Origin of the sequence: Aurantimonas endophytica (genome assembly GCF_014196845.1) — a bacterium.
Lineage (GTDB): Bacteria > Pseudomonadota > Alphaproteobacteria > Rhizobiales > Rhizobiaceae > Aurantimonas > Aurantimonas endophytica.
Genome location: NZ_JACIEM010000002.1, coordinates 382,698 through 397,677, shown reverse-complemented (window position 1 = coordinate 397,677; position 14,980 = coordinate 382,698). Strand labels below are relative to the sequence as shown.

Annotated in this window: 13 protein-coding genes; 3 read left to right on the top strand and 10 right to left on the bottom strand. The window is 68.2% G+C overall.

Features of this window, described 5'->3' with window-relative positions:
- Position 1 precedes the first annotated feature (1 nt).
- The 6 genes from GGR03_RS09585 to GGR03_RS09560 form a co-directional block, all read right to left on the bottom strand.
- Positions 2 to 928, bottom strand: a complete 927-nt coding sequence (locus GGR03_RS09585; protein WP_183207405.1) for a manganese catalase family protein — start codon at positions 926 to 928, stop codon at positions 2 to 4.
- A gap of 118 nt (positions 929 to 1,046) precedes the next feature.
- Positions 1,047 to 1,919, bottom strand: coding sequence for a patatin-like phospholipase family protein (locus GGR03_RS09580; RefSeq protein ID WP_183207404.1), 873 nt, complete (start codon positions 1,917 to 1,919; stop codon positions 1,047 to 1,049).
- 4 nt (positions 1,920 to 1,923) lie between these two features.
- A complete protein-coding gene (locus GGR03_RS09575) occupies positions 1,924 to 3,273 on the bottom strand; it encodes a M16 family metallopeptidase (protein WP_183207403.1) in 1,350 nt (449 codons plus the stop codon).
- On the bottom strand, positions 3,273 to 4,727 hold the full coding sequence (locus tag GGR03_RS09570; RefSeq protein WP_246367775.1) for a M16 family metallopeptidase: 1,455 nt from the start codon (positions 4,725 to 4,727) through the stop codon (positions 3,273 to 3,275). Before GGR03_RS09570 ends, GGR03_RS09575 begins: the two co-directional genes overlap by 1 nt.
- Before the next feature lie 99 nt (positions 4,728 to 4,826).
- Positions 4,827 to 5,408, bottom strand: coding sequence for a 16S rRNA (guanine(966)-N(2))-methyltransferase RsmD (gene rsmD / locus GGR03_RS09565; protein ID WP_183207402.1), 582 nt, complete (start codon positions 5,406 to 5,408; stop codon positions 4,827 to 4,829).
- 3 nt (positions 5,409 to 5,411) lie between these two features.
- Entirely contained in the window at positions 5,412 to 6,866 is a 1,455-nt protein-coding gene (locus GGR03_RS09560) for a pseudouridine synthase (protein WP_425486709.1), read from the bottom strand.
- Between the two features lie 674 nt (positions 6,867 to 7,540).
- Here GGR03_RS09560 and GGR03_RS09555 point away from each other — a divergent pair.
- Positions 7,541 to 7,969, top strand: a complete 429-nt coding sequence (locus tag GGR03_RS09555; RefSeq protein WP_183207984.1) for a nucleoside deaminase — start codon at positions 7,541 to 7,543, stop codon at positions 7,967 to 7,969.
- A 15-nt stretch (positions 7,970 to 7,984) separates the two neighbouring features.
- Here the strand turns inward: GGR03_RS09555 and GGR03_RS09550 are convergent, their stop codons facing one another.
- Together GGR03_RS09550 and ileS are read right to left on the bottom strand one after the other, a co-directional pair.
- A complete protein-coding gene (locus GGR03_RS09550) occupies positions 7,985 to 8,665 on the bottom strand; it encodes a hypothetical protein (RefSeq protein WP_183207400.1) in 681 nt (226 codons plus the stop codon).
- A 174-nt stretch (positions 8,666 to 8,839) separates the two neighbouring features.
- Positions 8,840 to 11,980 (bottom strand): isoleucine--tRNA ligase, encoded by a 3,141-nt coding sequence (gene ileS / locus GGR03_RS09545; RefSeq protein ID WP_183207399.1) that lies wholly within the window; start codon positions 11,978 to 11,980, stop codon positions 8,840 to 8,842.
- A 292-nt stretch (positions 11,981 to 12,272) separates the two neighbouring features.
- Here ileS and GGR03_RS09540 point away from each other — a divergent pair, with 292 nt between their 5' ends.
- Positions 12,273 to 12,581 (top strand): hypothetical protein, encoded by a 309-nt coding sequence (locus GGR03_RS09540; RefSeq protein ID WP_183207398.1) that lies wholly within the window; start codon positions 12,273 to 12,275, stop codon positions 12,579 to 12,581.
- Here the strand turns inward: GGR03_RS09540 and GGR03_RS09535 are convergent.
- Together GGR03_RS09535 and GGR03_RS09530 are read right to left on the bottom strand one after the other, a co-directional pair.
- Positions 12,550 to 13,533 (bottom strand): bifunctional riboflavin kinase/FAD synthetase, encoded by a 984-nt coding sequence (locus GGR03_RS09535; RefSeq protein ID WP_183207397.1) that lies wholly within the window; start codon positions 13,531 to 13,533, stop codon positions 12,550 to 12,552. The genes GGR03_RS09540 and GGR03_RS09535 overlap by 32 nt on opposite strands.
- Entirely contained in the window at positions 13,530 to 14,384 is an 855-nt protein-coding gene (locus GGR03_RS09530; protein WP_183207396.1) for a TIGR01459 family HAD-type hydrolase, read from the bottom strand. Before GGR03_RS09530 ends, GGR03_RS09535 begins: the two co-directional genes overlap by 4 nt.
- Before the next feature lie 238 nt (positions 14,385 to 14,622).
- On the opposite strand from GGR03_RS09530, the gene groES reads away from it, so the two are divergent.
- Entirely contained in the window at positions 14,623 to 14,919 is a 297-nt protein-coding gene (groES, locus tag GGR03_RS09525) for a co-chaperone GroES (protein ID WP_163042826.1), read from the top strand.
- The last annotated feature ends 61 nt before the right edge of the window (positions 14,920 to 14,980 follow it).

Here is a 14,980-nt window from a genome sequence, read left to right as displayed (position 1 = left end):
GTCAGCGCGACTTCTTGTAGAGCTTCTGGGCGATCTCGAACATTTCCTCCGGCGCATAGTCCGGCGTGAAGGCCGAAGGCACGCCCGTCAGCTGGTGGATCTTGCCGCCTTCCGGCATGCCGTCGACGACTTCCAGTTCGCCCTGCGGATCGTCCGGCAGGGCGACTTCGCCATTGCCCCAGATGCCGGCCATTTCCTTGTAGTCGCCCGGGCTGAACGTATAGAGCCGGCGATGCGACCCCTCGTCGAGATACTTCTGGCATTCGGGGATCTTGCCGAGCGGGATGTTCGGCGTGGGTAGGAAGTCCTTGATCTTCACGCCGGTGATCTTCTCCAGCGCCAGGGCATAGGCATGGGCGTGGACCGAGCCGCGCACCAGCAGATAGCCGCAGACCTCGCGGCCGGTCGGATCCGTCAGTGTCTCGTAGACCCGCAGCTTGTGCAGCCGCGCGCCGCATTCGAGATGGAAGTTGTGGAGCAGGTCGACGACGACATTGCCCGTCGTGGTGATGAAGTCGTTGTTCCAGGAAACGCCGTTCGAATTGACCGGCATCGAGCCGCCGCCACCGGACAGGAAGGCGGCCGCGAGGCGGATGTCCTTCATGTCCTCGAAGGGCGCGCCGGAGATGTCGCCGCCGTCGCCGACGTCGCCGTCCTTCTTGTCGGGGCCATTGTTCAGCATGGCGACGCCGTTCGAGACCAGCTCGACATGGCCGAGCTCTTCGGCGGTGATCGAAGCGACCAGGCTGTAGAAGGGCTTCAGCTTTTCCTTGGAGCGAAAGTTGAAGCTCTGGAACATGTAGTTCCCGAGGGTCGACATCTCGCCGTACTTGCCGCCGAGCAGCTCCTGCAGAGCCGCAGCGGCATTGGGGTCTGCCCGTTTCGGCGCAGGCAACTCGGCCTGCAGCTTGTCTACGCGCATGAACATGGGAAATTCTCCAGTTGGGACAGGAGAACAACCGGCGGGAGAGCCCGACGTTCCGGGTTTTACACGGTCCAGGCTATGAATAGATTGCGACAGGCAGTTCCGGTCGTGCGATGCCGGACTACGCCGCTGTCTGGCCGCCTGGTTCCTGTGCCTCGGCGTGCCGTCCCGCCCTGCCGAGCAGCCGGTCGATAGCCCGCTTGGCGTCCTCCTTGAAGGATGCGGTCTCTTCGAGGATCTGCCGTGTCAGCAGGAAGTCGAGGACGCGGTAATGATCGACGGGCGGGCGCAGCAGCAGGTCCGGCGCACGGAGCTTGAGCTTGGTGTCGATGATCGACTGCATCATCAGCTGCGTCGCACCGAACATCGCCTCCATAGGCGTCGGCAGGCCGCTGCCATCGCCCTCCGGGCCGCCATTGACGTCGACCGCGATGACGATATCGGCCTTGTCGCAGAGCCGGTCGAAGGGCAACGGGTTGAAGATGCCGCCGTCGATCAGGACGCGGCCCTTGCGGCGGACCGGCCGAAAGATCGCCGGCAAGGCGCAGGAGGCGGCGAGGGCGCTGAGGAGATCACCGGAATCGATCTCGCACTCGAGCCGCTCGTAGAAATCCGTCGCCATGATCCCGAGCGGTATCCGCAAATCCTCGAAATTCGGCGGCAGGTCGGTGGGCAGGAAGGCGGCTAGGACCCGTCTGGCATTCAGCTGGCCGAGCCGGAACCCACCCTCCTCGACGAAATCCTGGAAGCTGAGGGGGCGGGTCCGCCAGAGCCGCGCGAGGACTTCCCGCTTGCGGGCGAAGGTCTCGAGCGCAAACCCGCGAATTTCGGCACCCGACATGCCGGAGGCATAGCCCGCCGCCATGACGGCGCCGATGGAGGAGCCGACGATACGGCTCGGCGTCACGCCGAGCTCGTCCAGCGCCTCGAGAACGTGGATATGGGCGATGCCGCGGGCGCCCCCGCCGCCGAGCGCCAGCGCGAATTCGCCCATCGCGTCAGGCTCCGGCGGGACCGACCGTGATGACCGCAGGCTCGACGGACAGAAGCTGCCTCGCCATTTCCTTCACCTCGTCCATCGTCACCGCGTCGATGAGTTCCTGTCGGCGGTCGATATAGTCGATGCCGAGATCGTCGAGCTGGATGCCGACGAGGGTCGAGGCGATAGCCAAGGAGGAGTCGAGGTTCTGGATGGCATAGGCGCCCTTGACGTAGGTCTTGGCCTTGGCGAGTTCCTCCTCTGTCGGCCCCTCCTCCGCCATGCGCTTCAGTTCCTCCCGGATGATCCGGACGCTCTCCTCGGCGGCGTCCGCGCGGGTGGCGGTGTTGATGCCGAGCAGTGCCGCGTGATCGTAGCTCGCGAGCCATGATCCGGCCCCGTAGGCAAGGCCGCGCTTCTCGCGGATCTCCTGATAAAGCCGGGACGTGAAGCTGCCACCGCCGAGCACGTGGTTCACCAGATAGGCGGCGAAGAACTTGTCGTCATCCCGCATCACGCCGGGAAGCGCCAGCTGGATCGTCGTCTGCGGCACGGCGAGCTCGACGGCGACCGTCTTGCCGGTCACCGGTTCCGTGTTCGGCACATCGTTGAGTTCGGCCGTCTCCGGCAGTTCGCCGAACACTTCGTCGAGCTTGGCACCCAGCTCTTCCGGGCTGATCGCGCCGACGACGCCGACATAGAGATTGTCGCGCGCGAAGGTCCGGTCGCGGAACTCCTTGAGGTCCGGTGCGGTAACCGCCGTGAGGCTTTCGAGCGTTCCTTCGCTGGGCCGGGAATAGGGGTGTCCCGCGAAGACCGTGTTGCGGAACGCCTCGCCTGCCAGCTTCTGGGGGTCGTTTTCGTCGGCGACGATGCCGGCGGCGATCTGGCCCCGGATGCGGGCCACCGGCTCCTCGTCGAAGCGCGGCTGGTTCACCGACAGGCGCAGGAGCTCGAAGGCCTCGTCGCCGAACTCGGTGATGGTGCGGAAATTGCCGGAGAAATCGTCGAGGCTCGCGTCATAGCTGAGGGAAACGCCGAGATCGTCGAGCCGGGCCTGGAAGTCCTGGCTCTGGATGTCGCCCGCCCCCTCGTCGAGCAGGCCCGACATCAGATTGGCGGTACCTTCCTTGCCGTCGACATCCTGCGTCGAGCCCGCACCCTTGAAGGCGAACTTCATCGCGATCAGCGGGTTGGTGTAGTCCTCGACCAACAGCGCCTTGATGCCGCCAGGGCTGGTGACTTCCTCGATCTCGACGGCGGCGGCGGGGAACGCGCAGATGACGGCGGTGGTCAGCGTAAGGCCGAGCACGGCAACGGTGTGGGCGAATGGCTTCAACGGTCTGTTCCTTCGGGCGAAGCTGAACATCAGGAGCGGGTATCGTCGGAGGCTTCCGGCAGCAGATAGCCGGTCACCGAACGCTGCGGCTGCAGATATTTGCGTGCCACGGCGTTGACCTCTTCAACGGTCACCGCCTCGATGCGCTCCGGCCATGCCTCGACATCCGCGATGGTCCGGCCGGTCGAAAGCGCCGCGGCGTAGCGGCGCGCCATGGCAGTCTGGCTGTCGCGCAGGTAGATGACGTTCTTGCGGACCCGGTTCTTGGCCCGGTCGAGCTCTTCCTGGTTGACGCCGTTCTCGACGATATCGGCGATCTCGGCCTCGATCGCCGCCTCGACTTCCTCGATATTCGCTTCGCCGCGCGGCGTGCCGTAGACGGCGAACTGGCCCTCCTTCAGGGCGGTTCCGCCGTAATAGGCACCGGTCTGAGCGGCGATGCCCTTGTCGACGATCAGCGATCGGTAGAGCCGGCTGGTCGTGCCGCCGCCCAGGATGTCGGAAAGGAGATCGAGCGCTTCGGCTTCGCCGTTCTCGGCCGTGGTATCGGAGGGAACCAGATAGAGCGTCTGCACCGAGGGCTGGGTAACGCGGGGGTCGCTCAGGGTCACCGACCGCGCCGCCAGCGGCTCCGGCTCGACGGGGCGAACCCGTTCCCCCGGCTCGGCGCGACGCTCGACCTTCCCGTAGGTCTCCTCGGCAAGCCGGCGCACCTCTGCCTCGGTCACGTCGCCGGCCACCAGGAGGATGGCGTTGTTCGGCGTATAGTACTTGTCGTAGAAGGCGATGGCGTCGTCGCGGCTCAGCTGTTCCATCTCCGAGCGCCAGCCGATCACGGGCGTGCCGTAGGGGCTGTTCAGGAACATCGTCGCCTGGACGATCTCCTGGAGCTGCGAGGACGGATCGTTGTCCACCCGCATCCGTCGCTCCTCGAGGATGACGTCGCGCTCGGGCAGGACGGCTTCCTCCGACAGGACAAGGTTCGCCATCCGGTCGGCCTCGAATTCCATCACCATCTGCAGCGCCTCGGCCGGCACCTGCTGGTAGTAGCCGGTGTAGTCGGACGAGGTGAAGGCATTCTCCTGCCCGCCGAGATCGGCGACCGCGCCGGAAAACTCGCCTGCCGGGTGGTTGGTCGTGCCCTTGAACATCAGATGCTCGAGAAAATGGGCGATGCCGCTCTCCCCAGGCGCCTCGTCGGCGGCGCCGACGCGGTAGTAGACCATCTGCGTGACGATCGGCGCACGGTGGTCGGGCAGGACAACGACCTGCAGGCCGTTATCGAGCGTGAAGGAAGAGACCTGCGCCGCATCCTGCTTGGCTTCCGTGCTCTCGGGCGCCTCGGTCGCGCCAGGCTGCTGGGCGACCGTCTCGCTCCTCGGCGCCGCAACCGTCTCGGCCCATGCAGCCGGTGCGACCGGCAGGACCAGCGCAAGGGCGAGCGCGCTCGCCGACAGGGCAAACATTCGCGGGAAATCAGTCATCGGTGGGGAGTGCCTCGCTGTTGCGTCTCGTCCGCATCTGCCGGACGCGGTCGCCCGGTCGGGAGCCGCATAATGGCGGATCGCAGGATTCGAGGCCAATTACGGTTTAGTTAGGTCGCCTTCGGCCGCGTCCGCGACGAGGAACCGCAGCACCGTCTCGCCCATGACCCGGGCTTCCTCGAGCCGCAGCCCGGGCGGCACGTCGAACGGCGCCGACGCGGCCTCCTCGAGCACCACGACGGCGCCGGGCTTCAGCCAGCCGCCTGCCAGCGCCGAGGCGAGTGCGGCCTCGCCGAGCCGCCTGCCATAGGGCGGGTCGGCCAGGAGCAGGTCGAAGGGCTCGACCGTGCCGGGCGGGCCAAGCCTTGTCGCGTCCCGGCGGAATATCCGCGAACGGCCCTGCAGGCCGAAGCTCTCGACATTCTGGCGGATCAGGCCGCGGCCCTCGGCGCTTTCTTCGACGAACAGGCAGAAGCGGCCGCCGCGCGACAGCGCCTCGATTCCCAGCGCGCCGGTGCCGGAGAACAGGTCGAGCACCCGTGCCCCGTCCAGGACAAAACCCGGGCGATGGCCGAGCATGTTGAACAGCGTCTCGCGATAGCGGTCGCTGGTCGGCCGGATCGCGTCGCCGGCGGGCGTTGCCAGGCGGCGACCGCGAAACTCGCCGCCGACAATGCGCATGCGTCAGTCCTTCCGGGGACGCCGCGGCGGCGTCGCACCGCCCGGCTTCGGCCGGCCACCGGGCTTGCCGGCGCGCTTGCTCGGATCTGTGGGCGACGGGCGTCCCCGCGACGGGCGATCGCCCCGCGGCCGGTCGCTGCCCGGCCGTTCCCCGGCCGCGCGGTTCTGCGCCGCCTGAGCATTGCGTGCCCCGAGTGGCCGGGCGCCCGGCGCGATCCAGACATTGGCCGAACGCTTCGGCTCGCCGAAGGGCTTCTTGGCCGGCGACCGGTCGTTGTCGCCGGCATCGCGGTCGCCGAAGGATTTCTTCGGTCCGTCGAAACGGCTGCCCGTCCGCCGGTCGCCCTCGTCGCGGCCACTTCGCTCGGGACGTCCGGGACGATCGCCGCGCTCCGGCCGGCCGCCGGCCGGCTTGCGGGCGGATCGGTCGTCGCGATCGCCGCGTGGCGAGCGCGTGTCGAGCCGGCCGAGCGCGTCGTCGCGCCTTGCCTCGCGGACCTTCTTCTTGTTCGGTGCCGTCTCGCTGGCCGAGACCCAGTCGCCGCGGCGCTTGGGGCGGAGATCAGGGCCCGGCTCCTCGGCCTGGACCGGCTTGTTGGAGAAGACGTTGGTCACCGGCGCCTCAAAGTCGGCGCCCGCCTCCTCGATCAGCCGCTCGCCCAGCTGCTCGCGCAGCATCTTTCCCTTGATCTCCTGAACGGCACCTTCCTTCAGGTCGCCCAGCTGGAACGGCCCGAAGGACAGGCGGATGAGCCGGTTCACGTCGAGGCCGAGATGGCCGAGCACGCGCTTGACCTCGCGGTTCTTGCCCTCGCGCAGGCCGAGCGTCAGCCAGACATTGGCGCCCTGCTCGCGATCCAGCGTCGCCTCGATGGCGCCGTAGAAGACCCCGTCGATGGCGATGCCCTGGCGCAGCTCGTCGAGCTTGGCCTGGGAGATCGCCCCATGCGCCCGCACGCGGTAGCGCCGCAGCCAGCCGGTGGAGGGCAGCTCCAGGACCCGGGCAAGGCCGCCATCGTTGGTCAGCAGCAGGAGCCCCTCGGTGCTGATGTCCAGCCGCCCGATCGACAGGACCCGCGGCATGTCGCCCGGCAGCCGGTCGAAGACCGTGGGCCGGCCTTCCGGATCGCGATTGGTGGTCACCGTCCCGGCCGGCTTGTGGAACAGCCAGAGGCGCGTGCGCTCGATGGCCGGCAAGGGCGAGCCATCCACCTCGATGATATCCTGGCCGGTGACGTCCAGCGCCGGGGTGTCGAGCACCTTGCCGTTCACCCGAACGCGGCCGTCGGCGATCATGCCCTCGGCGTCGCGGCGCGAGGCGATGCCGGCGCGGGCGAGACGGCGGGCAATCCGCATCGATCCGGTGGCATCGACTTCTTGTGCAGCGTGCGGCGGCCGCTTCGATCCGCCGTCACGACCCGCGCCGCCGGCGGTGCGCGGCCTGCGCTCGTCGCCCATCGGACGCGGCTTGCGCTCGTCCTTCGGTCCGTCGTGCTGCAGGCGGCCGTAGCTGCGCGGCCGCTCGGCGCGACCTTCGCCGGCACTGCCGCCATGCGAGAGCATGCCGCGGCTGCGCGGCTTGAACGGCGGCTTGCCACCCTGTGCTTCGTCGCGGCCCCGGGCGGGAGCGTCGCCGTCGGAGCGGGAACGGAAGGATTTCGGCCGATCGCCATCGGCGCGCGCGGGGCGCTCGGCGCGCGGCCGATCATTGTCGCGCGGCCGGTCACCGTCACGCGGCGGCCGTGCCGGGCCGCCTTTGGACGCTCCACGCGCGGGTCGCTCACCGCGATCCGGGCCTTTGCCACCCGCCGGCCTGGCACCGGCGGGGCGGCGCGGGCCGTCGCCTTGCTTCCCGCCACGGCCGCCCTTGCCGCCGGCGCCGCGGCCTTTCCTGTCGTCGCCGTTCGTCGTATCGCTCATGGTATTCGCCCTTGCTGGCGGCCTCACGGCCGGCAGATCCCTGCGGGGTCAAAGTTGTATCGGATCGGCTGGCCGCTCCAGTGAGAATCACGGCGACAGCCGAAGCTGTCCGGACCATCGACGGCAGACGCGCCGATCCAGCGTTTGGCTGTGCTCTAACAGGTCGCCGGCAAACGAGCGAGAGGAACCGCAGCGTGGCAGGCGCGAATTTCATGGACCGGGCCGTCGCGGCAGCGCGCCTGGCCGCCCAACGGGACGAGACACCCGTCGGCGCGATCATCGTCAGGAACGGTGTGGTGCTGGCCGAAGCAGGCAACGAGACCCGCGCTCGCAACGATCCGACCGCGCATGCCGAGATGCTGGCGATCCGGGCGGCCTGCGCCGCGCTCGGCTCGGAACGGCTGACCGGCTGCGATCTCTATGTCACGCTCGAGCCCTGCGCCATGTGCGCCGCGGCGATCTCCTTCGCGCGGATCCGCCGCCTGTATTTCGGGGCGGTGGATGCCAAGGGCGGCGCGGTGGAATCGGGCCCGCGCTTCTTCGCGCAGCCCACCTGCCACCACGCACCGGACGTCTATTCCGGCATCGCCGAGACGGCGAGCGCGACGCTGCTCAGGGATTTCTTCCGGCAGCGGCGCTGACGGCGGGCGTGCGGATCAGAACGGCAACAGGTTCCGGATCTTCGAGCCGAGGCCGTCGTTGCTGGCGCCGCGGATACGGCGCTCCTTGACGCTCTCGTCAAGGCCGGGCTCGCCCACCGGTGCGGAGGCGGCGGGCTTGCGATAGTCGAGCGGCGGCTCGCTCAGATAGCGCCGCTGGGTTGGGCTGCCCTGCTGCGATGCCTTGAGCCGCTCGCGCACCAGTTCGCCGCGCCCCCTCAACTCGTCCGGCGACAGGAGCTGCGGATCGTCGTCACGGGTGAAGTCGTAGCCGCTGCCCCTCGTGCGATCGAGATAGGCCTGAGTCACGCCTTCCTTGCGGGCGGAGGCAATGTCGGCGGGCACGGGGCCGTCGCCCTGATATGCGGCCGCCTGTCGGCGGGCGGCACGCTGCTCGGGCGATTCCGGCCAGTTGGGGTCGCTCGTCGTGTTGCGAGTGGGCTGCGGCGCCGGCAGGACGGAGGTATTCTCCGGACGCACCAGTTCCGGGCGCGGGCTGTAGGCGATCTCGCCGGTCTTGCTGCCGCCCAGCGACACGACGTTGTTGAGGTCGTCGAACAAGGTCTCGCCCTGCGACTTCCCGGTCCCGTAGGTGGGGCCGAGACAACCGGTCAGCGCCGGGGCGGCCGCGAGCAGCGTCGCGGCGCAGACTGCCCTTCGCATGGTGGCTGAAATCATCGCTTGCGGCCCCCTAGCCGGTCAGTGTTCGCTCGGGCCCATTCCCCTCGACCCAGACGATCGAAACCCGCCCATGACAGGCAAATCTGGCGAAATTCCGAGCCGTGTCTTAGGACGCGCGCCGGACCTTGGCAAGCAAGGCCGGCGTCACCCACCCTGCCCGCCTCGATGAATTCACGCCGCCGACAGCAATCCGAGCGCCTTGAGCTCGCGCAGCGCCTCGGCGTCGCGGGCCGTGACGTCCGGGTACTCCGGATCGGAGCCGACATCGTCGGTGATCTTCCATGACCTTGCGCATTTGCGTCCCTCGGCCTTGTGGAAGACGACCGCGATGCCCGGCGTATCGGCGAGCGTGAAGGCATCCGCCGGCGCGGGCTCGGCCGAGATGGTCAGGCCGCTGGTGATGGCGATCTCGGCGAAGTCGACCGAAGTCGCCAGCGCGCGCAGTTCCGCGTCCGCGACATGCACCACCGGGGCCGCCTCCAGCGAGGAGCCGATGATCTTGTCGCGCCGCTTCTCTTCCAGCGCTCCCATGACGACGCGCCGGATGCGGCGCAGCTTCTGCCAGCGTGCCGCCAGCGCGTCGTCGCGCCAGGCGGGATCGGCGGGCCGGAACTGCTCCAGATGCACCGACTGCGCCTGCGGATAGCGCGACAGCCAGGCCTCCTCCATGGTGAAGGGCAGCATCGGCGCGAGCCAGGTGACCAGCCGGTCGAAGATGATCCGCACGACCTGTAGCGAGGCCTTGCGGCGCACCGCCGACGGCGGATCGCAATAGAGCGAGTCCTTGCGGATGTCGAAATAGAAGGCCGAGAGCTCGACCACGATGAAGTCGAGCAGCGTTCGGCTGATGCGCTTGAAGTCGAAGGAATCGTAGCCCTTGCGGACGATCTCGTCGAGTTCGGCCAGTCGGTGCAGCATCAGCCGCTCGAGTTCCGGCATGTCTGCGAGCGCCACCTCGTCGCCGCGGTCGTGGGCAAGCGTGCCGAGCATCCAGCGCAGCGTGTTCCGCAGCTTGCGATAGGAGTCGATATTGGTCTGCAGGATCGCCTTGCCGAGGCGCAGGTCCTCCGAATAGTCCGACGAGACCACCCAGAGCCGCAGGATGTCGGCGCCGGACTGCTTGATGACGTCCTGGGGCGTCACGACGTTGCCCAGCGACTTCGACATCTTGCGCCCCTCCTCGTCCATGACGAAGCCATGGGTGAGGACGGCGTCGTAGGGCGCCCGGCCGCGGGTGCCACAGCTTTCCAGCAGCGAGGAGTGGAACCAGCCGCGGTGCTGGTCGGAGCCTTCCAGATAGAGGTCGGCGGGCCATTTCAGGTCCGGCCGCTTCTCCAGGCAGAAGGCGTGGGTCGAGCCCGAGTCGAACCAGACGTCGAGAATGTCGCGGACCATCGTCCACTTGGCCCCGTCGTGCTCGTTGCCGAGGAAGCGCTCCTTGGCGCCCTCGGCGAACCAGGCATCGGCGCCCTCCTCGTTGAAGGCCTCGAGGATGCGGGCGTTGACCGCCTCGTCCTTGAGGATCTCGCCGTCGGTATTAGCGAAGACGCAGATCGGCACGCCCCAGGCGCGCTGGCGCGAAAGCACCCAGTCGGGCCGGTCGGCGATCATGCCGCGCAGCCGGTTCTGGCCCGAGGCCGGCACGAAACGGGTCTCCTCGATGGCCTGGAGGGCGCGGCCGCGCAGCGTATCCTCGTTGGAGCCCGCGCCCTTCACGCCCTCACCCGGCTGCTCGATGCCGCTCGCATCCACCCTCTCCCGGTTCGGGAGAGGGGCAGCGCCCGATCCTGCGGTGCCGCCCATTCCATAGCCGCCGAGGTCCTTGTCCATGTGGACGAACCATTGCGGCGTGTTGCGGAAGATCACCGGCTTCTTGGATCGCCAGCTGTGCGGATAGGAATGCTTCAGCCGGCCGCGGGCGAGGAGGTTGCCCGAAGCGATCAGCGCGTCGATGATGCGCTTGTTGGCGTCGCCCTTCTTGCCCTTGTCGTCGATGACGCGGGCCGGCCCTTCCGGCGCGTCCGGGCCGAAGCCGGGCGCGTCCTTCGTGTAGAAGCCGTCGTCGTCGACGGTGAAGGGGATCGCCGTGTCGATGCCGCGCGCTTCCAGGTCGCGGCGCGCCCCCATCCAGGCGTCGAAATCCTCGCGGCCATGGCCGGGCGCGGTGTGGACGAAGCCGGTGCCCGCCTCCTCGGTGACGTGATCGCCCTCGAGCAGCGGTACGGGGAAGGTGTAGCCGAGGCCCTTGAGTGGATGGTCAACGACGAGGCCAGCGAGATCGACTGCCGAGACATCGGCAACGCGCCGATAGCCCCCTTCCGGGACGCGCGCCTTGGCGAAGACGTCGGCGGCCAATGCATCGGCGAGCACAAGCTTTTCGCCGAATGCCGCCCAACGCGGGTTCTCGGCATCGTCAGGCGCCGTCACCTCGTAGAGGCCGTAGGCGACACGCGGCGAGAAGGCGATCGCGCGGTTGCCGGGGATCGTCCAGGGCGTCGTCGTCCAGATGACGACCGAGGCATTCCAGAGATCCTGTCGGGTCCTCGCTTCCGCGTCGCCAGGAGAGGTCTCCCCGGTGACGCGGTCTACGACGATATTCTGAGGAACAATCGGGAACTTCGCCCAGATCGTGTCGCTCTCGTGGTCGGCGTATTCGACCTCGGCCTCGGCGAGCGCCGTCTTCTCGACCACCGACCACATGACCGGCTTGGAGCCGCGATAGAGCTGGCCGGACATGGCGAACTTCAGCAGTTCGCCGGCGATCACCGACTCCGCCCCGAAGGCCATGGTCAGGTACGGGTTCTTGAAGTCGCCCTCGACGCCGAGGCGGCGGAATTCGGCGGACTGCACGCCGACCCAGTGGGCGGCGAACTCGCGGCATTCCTGGCGGAATTCGTTGACCGGGACCTCGTCCTTGTTCTTGCCCTTGGCGCGGTAGGCCTCCTCGATCTTCCACTCGATCGGCAGGCCGTGGCAGTCCCAACCGGGCACGTAATTGGCGTCGTAGCCGCGCATCTGGAACGATCGGGTGATGACGTCCTTGAGGATCTTGTTGAGCGCGTGGCCGATGTGGAGGTTGCCGTTGGCGTAAGGCGGGCCGTCGTGCAGCACGTATTTCGGCCGGCCGGCGGAGGCCTTTCGCAGCGTGCCGTAGAGGTCCATCGCGTCCCATTGCGCGATCCAGGCGGGCTCGGCCTGCGGCAGGCCAGCCCGCATCGGGAATTCCGTCTCGGGCAGGAAAAGCGTCTTGGAATAGTCGACGGCGTCGGCGGGGGCTGGCTGCGAGCCGGGCTTGGTATCGATGTCGGACATGATGCGGTTCAACCGTGTCGTTCGCCGCGCGAAAGAGGCGGCGCGAGAAATGGAGTGTCAGGCGCGGACAGGCGAAGCGTCCCGGTCCTTCCCCGACTCGGGCGAGCCGATCAGAAGGCCGGGCGGCTAATTCGTCTCGCGACGGGCGATATGCACGGACCCAACATGGGGCTGGCTTTAGCAACTCCGCGCGGCGAAGGAAAGAATGCCGGATCGCTGCCGGGCGACCACCCGCGGAGACGCGATTGCCGCGCTGCCTGCGGAGCCTAGTTGGGATGGCAGGCGGGCGCCGATGCGTGCGCCCAACGCGGTGGCCGCCATGCCGGAACTGCTCCGCTTCCTGTTGCGCAATGCCCTGATCGGTTTTGCCGCGGCTGCCGTCTTCGTCTCCATACTGGCGCTGGCCGATATCGGCCGCTTCGGCACCGTGCTGCGCGCGTCCGATATCGGACTGCTCGCCTTCGCGCTGCTGGTTTACTTGCTCGGCCTGACATTCGCGGGCGTTCAGGTCGGGTTCGCCCTCATGCTGGGGCACGCGACGCCGGACGACGACAAGCGGGACGAACGCATCAAAAGGCGATGGCCCGGTCAAGATCGCTGAGCGGACGGACCGCGGCGAGCAGCGTCTTCGCCGCGAGACTGTCCCGGTCCATCTGCGCGACCAGGGCTTCGGCGCTGTCGAAGCGCTCCTCCCCCCGCAGACGGGCAACGATCGAGACGTCGACGGTCTCGCCATAGAGATCATCGGAGAAGTCGAACAGGAAGGTCTCGAACAGCGCCGCGCCGTCGTCGAAGGTGGGGCGGCGGCCGAAGCTCGCGACCCCGTCATGCAGCCTGCCATCGGCACGGCGAAGGCGCACCGCGTAGATGCCATGCGCCAGCAGCGTCTCCGGCTCGAGAACCATGTTGGCCGTCGGGTAGCCGAGCGTGCGGCCGATCTGCGCGCCTTTGCCGATGGTGCCGCGGATCGTCCAGCGATAGCCGAACAGGGACGCCGCCTCGTCCACCTGGCCGCGCTCCAGCAGCGCGCGGATGCGGCTCGATGAGACCGTTTCGCCGCCGGCATCGAGCAGCGCCGGCACGAGGGTCGTGCCGAAGCCGCTGTGGCGCCCGGCGGCCGCGAGCGTTGCCGGTGTGCCGCCGCGTTTGGCGCCGTAATGGAAGTCGAAGCCAGCGACGACGTGAGTCGCCTGCAGGCTCTCGACCAGCACGTCTTTCACGAAACGGTCGGGATCGAGTGCCGCGAAGGCGCGGTCGAAGGGCTGCTCGACCACCGCGTCGAAGCCGAGCGCCTCGATCAGGCGGGCTTTCATCGGGGCAGGCGTCAACCGGGCGACCGGCCGATCGGGGTTGAAGACGGTGCGCGGGTGCGGCTCGAAAGTCAGGCAGACCAATGGTCGCCGGTCGACTTCGGCCATCTGCCGGGCGGCGGCGAGCACCGCCTGGTGGCCGCGATGCACCCCGTCGAAATTGCCGACGGCGACTACGCCGCCCGCCAATTCGGCCGGCATGTCCGCAACAGACGACAGTCGCGCCAGCGCGCCTCGGCTCACTGCAGATCCGCCATCAGGTAGTTCGCCGCAAGGCCCTTTTCCGCCAGCATCGCCGCAATGGTATGGGACGCAGCGTCGGGCCCGCCGAGTTCCGCCCCGTGGATTCCCTCGGTGATCAAGAGGACGTCGATCCCGAAGCGATTGCCCCCGGCAACGTCGGTCATCAGCCCGTCGCCGACGGCCAGGATGCGCGAGCGGTCGATGCCGCCGACCACCCGCGAGGCGAGATCGTAGATCGGCCGGTGCGGCTTGCCGGCGAGCCGGACCGTGCCGCCGAGCGCTTCGTAGTCGCGGGCGAGCGCGCCGGCGCAGAAGATCAGCCGGTCGCCGCGATTGACCACGATGTCGGGATTGGCGCAGACCATCGGCAGGTCGCGAGCGGCGAGCCGCGCGAGCATTTCGGCATAGTCGGCCGGCGTCTCCGTCTCGTCGTCGAACAGCCCCGTCGCGACCACGGCATGGGCCCGTTCTTCGTCGACCTTGTCGAGTGAAAGTCCCTCGAAGAGATCGAAATCGCGCGCCGGCCCGATGTGGAAGACCGGCCCCCCCAATTCCCCGAGCAGCGCTCCGGTGGCGTCGCCCGAGGTGACGATGGCGTCGTAAGCATCGCGCGAGAAACCCAGGGAATCGAGCTGGCCGGCCACAGCGGCGGCGGGCCGGGGCGCGTTGGTCAGCAGCACCACCTTGAGCCCCGCCTGCCGCGCCGCCGTCAGCGCCGCCTCGGCAGGACGCTTCTTGGTCAGGCCGTCGTGAACGACGCCCCAGACATCGCAGAAGATTGCGTCATAGGCGCCGGTGACTTCCGCGAGGGAATCGATCCGGCGGGCCGGGCTTTTCGTCGACATGTCCATGGCAGTCCGGCTCTCCTGGGGGATCGGGTGGCGATAGAGGCGGGCCGGCGGATGGTCAAGCCAATGCGGCGAAGCCGCCTCGCACGATCCGCGCGCCCGATCGCTCACGAAGCTTGACACGGAGGGCCCGCTCGCACTATCTCCGGGTTGTTAGCACTCTCCCTAGGGGAGTGCCAAATGCTTCGAGCCGGACGCCTCAGGGGTCCGGCCGTATCGTCCAAGAAGGGTTCAAACGAACATGGCAGCTGTGAACTTCCGTCCCCTGCACGATCGCGTCGTGGTACGCCGGGTGGAGTCCGAAGCCAAGACCGCCGGTGGCATCATCATTCCGGATACGGCCAAGGAGAAGCCCCAGGAAGGCGAGATCGTCGCCGTCGGCTCCGGCGCCCGCGACGAAGCTGGCAAGGTCGTGCCGCTCGACGTCAAGGCCGGCGACCGCGTCCTCTTCGGCAAGTGGTCCGGTACCGAGGTCAAGCTGAACGGCGAAGACCTCCTGATCATGAAAGAGTCCGACATCATGGGCGTCGTCGGCTAAAGCCAGCGACCCTCGGATCCTTTCCTTCACGAAATTCACAACGGCGCGGCCTTCGATGGCG

Bases quoted from the DNA above. Each gene is read 5' to 3' on its own strand.
- GGR03_RS09550 (WP_183207400.1), bottom strand. From the start codon at position 8,665: ATGATTTCAGCCACCATGCGAAGGGCAGTCTGCGCCGCGACGCTGCTC.
- GGR03_RS09575 (WP_183207403.1), bottom strand. From the start codon at position 3,273: ATGTTCAGCTTCGCCCGAAGGAACAGACCGTTGAAGCCATTCGCCCAC.
- ileS (WP_183207399.1), bottom strand. From the start codon at position 11,980: ATGTCCGACATCGATACCAAGCCCGGCTCGCAGCCAGCCCCCGCCGAC.
- GGR03_RS09580 (WP_183207404.1), bottom strand. From the start codon at position 1,919: ATGGGCGAATTCGCGCTGGCGCTCGGCGGCGGGGGCGCCCGCGGCATC.
- GGR03_RS09570 (WP_246367775.1), bottom strand. From the start codon at position 4,727: ATGACTGATTTCCCGCGAATGTTTGCCCTGTCGGCGAGCGCGCTCGCC.
- GGR03_RS09555 (WP_183207984.1), top strand. From the start codon at position 7,541: ATGGACCGGGCCGTCGCGGCAGCGCGCCTGGCCGCCCAACGGGACGAG.
- rsmD (WP_183207402.1), bottom strand. From the start codon at position 5,408: ATGCGCATTGTCGGCGGCGAGTTTCGCGGTCGCCGCCTGGCAACGCCC.
- GGR03_RS09560 (WP_425486709.1), bottom strand. From the start codon at position 6,866: ATGGGCGACGAGCGCAGGCCGCGCACCGCCGGCGGCGCGGGTCGTGAC.
- groES (WP_163042826.1), top strand. From the start codon at position 14,623: ATGGCAGCTGTGAACTTCCGTCCCCTGCACGATCGCGTCGTGGTACGC.
- GGR03_RS09585 (WP_183207405.1), bottom strand. From the start codon at position 928: ATGTTCATGCGCGTAGACAAGCTGCAGGCCGAGTTGCCTGCGCCGAAA.
- GGR03_RS09530 (WP_183207396.1), bottom strand. From the start codon at position 14,384: ATGGACATGTCGACGAAAAGCCCGGCCCGCCGGATCGATTCCCTCGCG.
- GGR03_RS09540 (WP_183207398.1), top strand. From the start codon at position 12,273: ATGCGTGCGCCCAACGCGGTGGCCGCCATGCCGGAACTGCTCCGCTTC.